Here is a 7,280-nt window from a genome sequence, read left to right on the forward strand (position 1 = left end):
AATTTATGAGGAATAATCTTGTGCTTGATGCTAGTTATTTTTGGGAAGAATGGTTGAGAATTACGATTATTTTACAACGTCCTGCTGTTCAAGTCCAACTCTTGGCGATCGCTATATCAATTTTTATCACGTGGATAGTTTCTCACTGGGTGTGGAGTCAGTTTAGCCAACTATTTCCCCAACTTACTGAATTTTGCAAAAAAGATAAACGAATTTATTGGCAACAGTATGGGGCAGCTGTACTTTATTATATATTTCCACCATTGTTTTGTTTGATAATAGTTAGTTTACTACAAATTATTTTTGTACAACAAGGATGGTTTACGGGTTATTTTCAAGATAGTATTAAACTTTTATGGCTTTATTGTTTCTATCGTATTTTTTTGATTTCTTTATATTCTTCCTTTAATCGGTCGGCAGTTCAATACTATCATCATCATCTTTTTGCACCGTTATTTGCTATTTTGATTATTGCTAAAGTCATCAATCTTTTTACTGATTTAGAAAATCTTTTACGAGTTTCTTTTGTTCAACTATTTGGTGATTCAATTACTCTAGAATCTATTTTTGTTATCGTTGGGGGATTATATTTTTGGGTTATTGGTTGCTCTCTTTTAGAAAAATTATTACTCTATTTTTTCCCATTAGATATTCGCAAAAATAAAAGAACATCTCAAGCAATTTCTCTGATTCTTCGCTACTTTTTAATTACACTAGGCGTTGTTATAATTTTTGGCTATGTTGGGGTTAGTGGTACAGCTATTGCTGCTATTACTGGTGGTTTATCGGTTGGTATTGGTTTTGGTTTAAAAGAAGTGATTAGCAACTTTGTAAGTGGGATCTGGCTACTCTTTGAAGGAGCTTTAAAACCAGATGATATTATTAGCATAGACAATGAAATGAGTCAAGTAAAAAAATTAGGAGTAAGAGCAACAACCGTTCAAGTTATACGAGATAATTCCGAAAAAATTATTCCCAATCAATTCTTTTTTACTCAAAATTTCACTACTTTTACAGGGAGCAATAATTTAGTTTATAGTTCGGTAATTGTTGGGGCAAATTATGATTGTAACCCTCAGAAAGTTATCAATATTTTACTAGAAGTAGCTAATAATAACTCTGCTATCTTAAAGATTCCCAATCCTGTGGCTTTTGCCATTAGTTTTGGTGATTCTAGTATTGATTTTGAACTAAAATTTTGGCTCAATGATCCTTTAATTAGTAAACGAATAAGCAGTAATTTGATTTGTGAAATCTGGCAAGCATTTAAGGAACATGATATTGAAATTCCTTATCCTCAACAAGATTTACATATTATTAATGGTATTCAAATCAATGATTCTGAGTTTCTAGATATTCCCAAGTTGTGATCAAGATCAACATTTTTTAGTACCTAGATCACTGCGTAATATTTATTATATTTTTTTGAATTTATCTGCTAAACTCGTAAAAATACTGTTGCAACTTACCTAAAAATTAAGTCATCAGAATTTAAAATCATGACTCGGTTTATCTCTTAGTTATTAGGACAGTCTCATGTCACGTTTAAAAACGGTTATTCTTTCCTCTCGAATCGTTCAATTTTTATTCGGTTTGTTGTTTTCCTTAATTATCAGTGAAACCCTACTTAATTTTACGTCTGTCAATGCAACCACTGCTTTTACAGAATTATGTTTAAACAAAGCACATTTATCAGAGGACTCACAATATACTATTTCAATTTTACTGGAAAATTCTAAACAACCTGATTGTGAAACATCTGCTCGTTACCTATCACAAAAAAAAGAGTTAGATTTATCGGGAACGGCAATTAAAGATTTAACTCCATTATCTTCTTTTAAGCAATTAACAGCCTTATATTTAGCTGATAATCAAATCTCTGATATTACTCCCATCGCTTCCTTAACAAATTTAGAGAAGTTAGAGTTATCTAATAATCAAATTAGTAACCTAACAGCTTTATCGAAAATGGATAACTTAAAAACCCTGTGGATGTGGAATAATAAAGTCAGGAATTTAACCCCGCTTTCTTCCTTACGAAGTCTGACTCGTCTCTATCTTCCTTTCAATCAAATTTCTAACCTTAAACCTTTATCATCCTTGAGTAATTTACAAGTTTTGATTCTTGATAATAATAAAATCTCTCAAGTGTCTTCCCTATCTTCTCTTTATCAATTAAGAGGACTTTCTCTGATCAATAATAAGATTGAAAAAATTGATGAATTAGGGAAACTAGAAAATATCAAAACATTAATTGCTCCTGATAATCAAATCAGCGATATTAGTTTTCTTACTCAGCTACCCCAACTCTCTTTATTAATTCTTGATAAAAATAACATCAGTGACATTACTCCTTTGTCAAGTCTAAGCAACTTAGAAAAAGTTTACTTATCCAACAATAAAATTAAGGATATTACCCCCTTGTCTTATCTCAACAATTTATCATATATTGAACTAAGTCATAACCACATCATTGATGTTTCATCTTTAGCCTTATTAACGAAATTGACCAATCTTACCCTCTCTAATAATCCCCTGCAAAATTTAACTTGTCCGATTAACCCTGATTCAATTTGTAAATTTTAAAAATTCCCGCTCTTGTTAATATAACTTCACCTTGATTTAATTTAACTTAATATTTTACGACAAAAATTTACTCGATTTTTACAAAAATATACTAAAAACAGTGGATCATAATCAAGAGATGTAAATATACTTAATACATAATGAGGCAAGGTAGTAATTATTACAATCTTTCCTCAGATAAATTGTTGTGATTTAGTTATTATTTTCCAATGACAACTACCATACAAAGCCAAAATATTTCTCCATGGGAGCAGTTTTGTCAGTGGGTAACTAGCACCAATAACCGCCTTTATATTGGCTGGTTTGGCGTTATTCTTATCCCCACCATTCTGACTGCCACCATCTGTTTCATCATTGCCTTCATCGCCGCGCCTCCCGTTGATATTGATGGAATTCGTGAGCCTGTGGCCGGTTCTCTGCTCTATGGAAACAATATTATTTCTGGAGCCGTTGTTCCTTCTTCTAACGCCATCGGACTGCATTTCTATCCCATTTGGGAAGCAGCTTCTCTTGATGAATGGCTCTATAATGGCGGCCCTTATCAGTTAGTTGTTTTCCACTTCCTGATTGGCATTTTCTGCTGGATGGGACGGCAATGGGAACTTTCCTATCGTTTAGGAATGCGTCCTTGGATTTGTGTTGCTTATAGCGCACCTGTCTCTGCTGCGACTGCTGTTTTCCTCATCTATCCCATCGGACAAGGTTCTTTCTCTGATGGTATGCCTTTAGGAATCAGTGGAACCTTTAACTTCATGTTTGTCTTCCAAGCAGAACATAATATCCTGATGCACCCCTTCCATATGTTGGGTGTGGCCGGTGTGTTTGGTGGTTCCTTATTCTCTGCCATGCACGGTAGCTTAGTCACCTCTAGCTTGGTGCGTGAGACAACGGAAACCGAATCCCAAAACTACGGTTATAAGTTCGGACAAGAAGAAGAAACCTATAATATTGTGGCGGCTCACGGTTACTTTGGTCGTTTAATCTTCCAATATGCCTCTTTTAATAACAGTCGTAGCTTACATTTCTTCTTAGGAGCTTGGCCAGTGGTTGGTATCTGGTTCACCGCAATGGGTGTCAGTACCATGGCCTTTAACCTCAACGGGTTTAACTTTAACCAGTCAGTCTTAGACTCCCAAGGTCGTGTCATTAGCACCTGGGCCGATGTTCTTAACCGTGCTGGTATTGGGATGGAAGTGATGCACGAGCGCAATGCTCACAACTTCCCCTTAGACTTAGCTAGTGGAGCGCAAACCCCTATTGCCTTAACGGCTCCTGCTATTCACGGATAAATTTTAACCCTTAACTAAGTCAAGGTGTTCTCTACTCTGAGGACACCTTTTTTGTTTGCTCAATTGTACCAAGTAGAGGCAATTCATGAATTGCCTCTACAAAAAACACAAATTTACTGAATAATTTGCCCATTTTCCCCTAAAGAGGGATAAGGTTCCCCTTTTTCTTGATACTTAGCCGCGATATCTGGATAACTCCATTCAAATAAAATTCGCTGATAGGTTTCAGGCGCAAGACGGGTATTATCATACATTTTAGCCCCTAATCTTTGGCGTTGTGCTTCAAATAAAATAACCGCAGCAGCAACAGAAACATTCAAAGATTGCACCATTCCTAACATGGGAATAATAATATGTCCATCGGCTAATTGGGCAGCTTCTTGACTCACTCCCCATTTTTCTGCCCCTAATAAAATGGCTGTCGGTTGAGTATAATCGATTTGCCGATAGTCTACAGATTGCTCGCTAAAATGAGCGGCATAAATCCTGAAATTTTGTTTTTTAAGATGATTAATTGCCGTTTTTATGTCAGGATGAGGATTAAGAAAAATCCATTTATCACTACCTTTGGCTACTAGAGAAACTTCTGGGAATTCATCAATAACATTCAGGGTATGCACCTCTAAAATTCCCACAGCATCACAGGTACGAATAATGGCAGATAAATTATGAGATTTATGAACATCTTCTGTTAAGACAGTTAAATCCGGTTGTCGTTGATTGAGAACTTGTTTTATGCGATGATAGCGTCGAGGAAGCACGTTTTTTTTCAATTAAGGCTTTTAAGATTTTATCAAGATAGTGGTAAAATAAGGCAAGAAATTTAGAAAAATATATGAAAACTTACGATTGGATTGTGATTGGTGGTGGTATTACAGGTTCCGCCCTAAGCTATGAGTTAGTTAAGAAAGGATTAAAGGTTTTACTCTTAGAAAAAGATCCAAATTTTGATAATGCTACCCGCTTGAGTTATGGCGGACTTTCCTATTGGTCAGCAACCGATAATTTATCCATTGAATTATGTAAAGAAGGACGAGAAATTCAGCAAAATTTATCAGAAGAATTAGCAGCAAATACAGAATTTCGTGAACTTGATTTGATGTTAGTCATTGCCTCAGAAGATACGCCGGAAACTATTGCTAAAACTTATCAAAAATTTGCTATTAAACCTCAACTTTTAACGCCACAAGAAGCTTGTGAACAAGAGCCTTTACTTAACCCTAATGCTATATCTGGCTGTCTTCAATTACCCCATGGACATATTAATCCTCAAAAAACAAATAACGCCTATCAGCAAGCATTTTTAAGATTAGGTGGGGAGATTGAATATGAAACAGTCAGCCAATTTTTATGGCAAAAAGATAAGATTGAAGGAGTTCAAACTCTGTCTGAAAAACATTATAGCAAAAACACGGTTGTTTGTGCGGGAGGATTAACTCGTCTTCTGCTGAAAACGGTTGGTATTAATGTTAATATTTACTTCACCCATTCTCAATCAATTGTTACCCCACCTCTTGATCTTAAGCTTCGCACTTTAGTGATGCCATCTGCTTTACAAAGACTAATGTTAGAAGAAAAATCTAGGGATGTTGAGCAACAATCATGGTGGAATCATCCTAGTTCTAATATTATAGCTGATACGATGGAACCTGGGGCAATTCAATTTATGGATGGTAGTTTTTCTTTGGGACAAATTAGCCAAATTTGTCCTGATACCAAGGCTAATATTGATAGAAATAGCAGTGAAAAAAGAATTCGTCAAGCTGTGGGTAAAATTCTACCCTCTTTACAAAATATCCCAGGAAAATTACATCATTGTTTAGTAGCTTTTTGCCCTGATTCTAACTTTTTAGTCGGTCAAATTGAAGGGTTTCAAGGATTACATATATTTTCAGGGTTTACTAGCACGCTAATTTTTGCTCCACCATTGGCAAGACATTTTGCTTCTTGGGTAACAGAAAATCCTGGAAAATTACCAGTAATTACTGCGGATTCTTGTTAACCATAACCAACCCAAAAAACATCCGACCAAATAATGAGGAAAATCCCACCAAGAAAAAGTAGTTCCTAGTAATAATTTACCCAAAATATGAGAACGAATTAATAGAAGTAAAGGGGGATTCCAAAGTTGTAAAACTTCTAATAAACAAGTAATAATAAATACACAAATAGGAATTAATTTGATAAACTTTGCCTGAAAAAAGAAATAAAAAGCGAATAAACACCAAAAAATTTCATACCAAATAGCTGCCCCATAATCATTAACCCATTGATGGCCGATTCCCTGATAATATTTAGAATATAAACCAAGGGAACTATCAAGATAGATAAAGTAATTAAGAAGTGTTTTCCTGTTATGAATTGCATTATTAAGAATTGGGAAAATGTGTCATTCCTGCTTCAGCTTGTAATTTTAAAGATCCTTTTGTAATATTAACTTCTTGAATTTTCAGAGAAAATCCCTCAATTTTAAACTTCTTAAGATTAAAAATATTTTTGGCTTCTTCTAAAATTGGATTCAAGACAATAGAAGATAATTCAGGTTCTTGAAAATACTCAATGTCTTCAATAATAACCCCATTACCTGCTTGACAAATGCGGGGAGTAATCTGTAAGCTAACTTCTCGACTTTCTCCTGTATTTTCAACTTTAACATTAGCTATAATCAGCATTTTTCCTGTCTCTAATAACCGACAATTAACCTGTTGAAGATGTACCATAACAACTTTTTCATCAAGGATAACTTGGGTATTTTTGGGATTTTTTCTCAAAATTTCCGCAGCAAATGCTCTGGTAATATCTACTTCAGTTAACAGAATACAAGCTTTTCCCTCGCTCGGTTGGGTTAATTGAATATTGCCCATCAAAGCTTTAAAAGGACTCACTGCAATGGTATTAAGGGTAATATTTATTGTCTCCATTCTCAGGGAGTTTTCCACAACCAATCCTTGACAATCAATGACCAAAGATTCTAACATTCCTTGGGCCAATAAATTGGGGTCTGTTTTGACATTAACGCTTAATTTCTCCGTCTGCTCTAACTGAGTTGACAGGGCAACTTCCGCAATTTTATTAATCGTTTTTTCGCCTAAATTATCCAACTTTAAAAACATAATTCTCTCAAGGTTTAGAATAATAAAAATAGTTAAAAAGAAACCCCATAAACGGGGCGAATGTCAAAGGATTTACATGAACTAAGAAGGATGAGATAACCCACCCTTCTCACTAATTTTTCCTTAGAGAGCGTTACCACGAGGTAGAACTTCTTCAGGGAAGATAAAGTTCTGGTGGGGTTGGTCTTGGGGAGCCATCCAAGCTCTTAGACCTTCGTTTAATAAGATATTCTTGGTGTAGAATGTCTCAAATTCGGGATCTTCTGCTGCCCGTAATTCTTGGGAAACAAAG

General features: G+C 35.0%; 7 protein-coding genes and 1 pseudogene. 4 read left to right on the forward strand and 4 right to left on the reverse strand.

The features are described 5' to 3' along the window. Positions 1-5 precede the first annotated feature (5 nt). The 3 genes from VB715_RS20425 (at position 6) to psbA (ending at position 3,875) form a co-directional block, all read left to right on the forward strand. The gene (locus VB715_RS20425; RefSeq protein ID WP_323303042.1) at positions 6-1,370 is read left to right on the forward strand and encodes a mechanosensitive ion channel family protein; all 1,365 of its coding nucleotides are present in this window, start codon (positions 6-8) and stop codon (positions 1,368-1,370) included. A 166-nt stretch (positions 1,371-1,536) separates the two neighbouring features. Next, positions 1,537-2,586: a leucine-rich repeat domain-containing protein gene (locus VB715_RS20430; RefSeq protein WP_323303043.1), complete on the forward strand. Its 1,050-nt coding sequence runs from the start codon at positions 1,537-1,539 to the stop codon at positions 2,584-2,586. Between the two features lie 209 nt (positions 2,587-2,795). Then, a complete protein-coding gene (psbA, locus tag VB715_RS20435) occupies positions 2,796-3,875 on the forward strand; it encodes a photosystem II q(b) protein (protein WP_323303044.1) in 1,080 nt (359 codons plus the stop codon). Positions 3,876-3,988: 113 nt separating this feature from the next. Here psbA and trmH read toward each other — a convergent pair whose 3' ends face one another. Beyond that, positions 3,989-4,648, reverse strand: a complete 660-nt coding sequence (trmH, locus tag VB715_RS20440) for a tRNA (guanosine(18)-2'-O)-methyltransferase TrmH (RefSeq protein WP_323303045.1) — start codon at positions 4,646-4,648, stop codon at positions 3,989-3,991. A 62-nt stretch (positions 4,649-4,710) separates the two neighbouring features. Between trmH and VB715_RS20445 the strand changes: the two genes are divergently transcribed. Then, entirely contained in the window at positions 4,711-5,877 is a 1,167-nt protein-coding gene (locus VB715_RS20445; RefSeq protein WP_323303046.1) for an FAD-binding oxidoreductase, read from the forward strand. Here VB715_RS20445 and VB715_RS20450 read toward each other — a convergent pair. The 3 genes and pseudogenes from VB715_RS20450 to VB715_RS20460 form a co-directional block, all read right to left on the reverse strand. Then, on the reverse strand, positions 5,848-6,261 hold the full coding sequence (locus VB715_RS20450) for a DUF2809 domain-containing protein (protein ID WP_323303049.1): 414 nt from the start codon (positions 6,259-6,261) through the stop codon (positions 5,848-5,850). The genes VB715_RS20445 and VB715_RS20450 overlap by 30 nt on opposite strands. Continuing rightward, a complete protein-coding gene (locus VB715_RS20455) occupies positions 6,245-6,988 on the reverse strand; it encodes a DUF2993 domain-containing protein (protein ID WP_323303047.1) in 744 nt (247 codons plus the stop codon). Before VB715_RS20455 ends, VB715_RS20450 begins: the two co-directional genes overlap by 17 nt. A 123-nt stretch (positions 6,989-7,111) precedes the next feature. After that, positions 7,112-7,280: pseudogene (locus VB715_RS20460) on the reverse strand (photosystem II D2 protein (photosystem q(a) protein)); the annotation flags it as partial.

The sequence above is a fragment of the Crocosphaera sp. UHCC 0190 genome (genome assembly GCF_034932065.1).
Taxonomy (GTDB): domain Bacteria; phylum Cyanobacteriota; class Cyanobacteriia; order Cyanobacteriales; family Microcystaceae; genus UHCC-0190.